The sequence below is a fragment of the Streptomyces sp. NPDC026062 genome (assembly GCF_055568375.1).
Map to the genome: position 1 here is coordinate 1 of NZ_JBVHOQ010000121.1, position 1,810 is coordinate 1,810.

The window sequence follows — 1,810 nt, forward strand, 5'->3', positions numbered from 1 at the left end:
GGTCCCGGCCGCGGTCGTGGTGCTGGACGAGCTGCCGTTGACGGTGAACGGGAAGCTCGACCGCAAGGCCCTGCCCGCACCCGAGTACACCACCACTGCGAATTCCGGCAGAGGCCCGTCCACCCCCGAGGAAGAGGCCCTGTGCGAGGCGTTCGCGCAGGTCCTCGGACTGGAGAAGGTGGGAGTCGACGACGACTTCTTCGCCCTCGGAGGTCATTCCCTGCTCGCGGTACGGCTGGTCAGCCGTATCCGGGTGGCGCTGGGCGTCGAGCTCGGCATCGCGGCGCTGTTCGAGACGCCGACGGTGGCAGGGCTCGCACGGCAGCTCGGAAAGAAGAAGACAGCTCGGCCGGCGTTGCGGCCCATGCGTAACCAGGGGGAGTCCTGATGTTTCCGTTGTCATTCGCGCAGCGCCGTCTGTGGTTCGTCGAGCAGCTCGAGGGGCCCAGCGCCGCGTACAACATCCCGACAGCTCTGCGGCTTTCCGGCCAGGTGGACGTCGAGGCCCTTGATGCGGCCCTACGGGATGTGATCGGCCGTCACGAAGTGCTGCGGACGGTGTTCGGGGTGGCCGAGGGAGAGCCGTACCAGCGGGTCCTCGCCCTCGCGGACCTGGACTGGCAGCTCCAGGTCGTCGACCTGGCAGCCGACACCGGCGGAGCGTCTGACGTGGATGCTGCTGTGGCGGATGCGTCGCGGTATGCGTTCGACATCGCGTCGGAGATCCCTGTACGGGCTTGGCTGTTCGGTGTCGCTCCGGGTGAGCATGTGCTGGTTGTGGTGGTGCACCACATCGCCGGTGACGGCTGGTCGATGGGTCCGCTGGCGCGTGATGTGTCGGTGGCGTACGAGGCGCGGTGTGCGGGGCGTGCCCCCGAGTGGGAGCCGTTGCCGGTTCAGTACGCGGACTACGCGCTGTGGCAGCGTGAGCTGCTGGGCGACGAGAGCGATCCTGACAGCGTCCTGTCGCGTCAGGTCGCCTATTGGCGGGAGAAGCTGGCCGGTGCGCCGGAGGAGCTGACGCTGCCCTACGACCGTCCGCGTCCGTCCATGGCGAGTCACCGTGGGCTCACCATCCCCTTCGACGTTCCCGCCGAAGTGCACGCACGTCTCGCGGAGCTGGCCCGTGTCGAGGGCTGCACGCCCTTCATGGTGCTCCAGGCCGCCCTCGCGGTCCTGCTGTCCCGGTTCGGCGCGGGCACCGACATCCCCGTCGGCGCAGCGGTCGCCGGGCGCACCGATGAGGCCCTGGACGACCTGGTGGGCCTGTTCGTGAACACGCTGGTGCTGCGCACTGACCTGTCAGGAGACCCGACGTTCCGCGAACTGCTGTCCCGAGTACGCAAGGCCGGCATCTCGGCGTTCGCGCATCAGGACGTGCCGTTCGAGCGTCTGGTGGAGGAACTCGCACCGACGCGTTCCCTGGCCCGGCACCCGCTGTTCCAGGTGATGCTCACCCTCCAGAACAACGCCGGCGCCGCCGTGGACCTCTCTGGCGCCCAGCAGGTCGGAAAGCTCAGCACCCATGAGTCAGCAGCGGCCAAGTTCGATCTCGAGTTCACCGTGGGTGAGGTGTTTGGTCCGGGTGGTGTGCCTGCGGGGTTGCGGGGTGCGGTGATCGCTGCGGTGGATCTGTTCGAGGTGGGTTCGGTGGAGCGGCTCGTCGAGGGTCTGGTGCGGGTCCTGGGAGCTGTGGTCGAGGAGCCTGAGCTGCGGCTGAGCGCGGTGGATGTGCTGGGTGAGGCTGAGCGGCGCCGGGTTCTGGTGGAGTGGAACGACACGGCGGTTGAGATGCCGCGGGTCACTGTGC

At 68.5% G+C, this 1,810-nt stretch carries 1 pseudogene; it reads left to right on the forward strand.

Annotation, left to right across the window (positions count from 1 at the left end):
• Positions 1-1,810, forward strand: a pseudogene (locus ACZ4LX_RS38075) (condensation domain-containing protein); the annotation flags it as partial.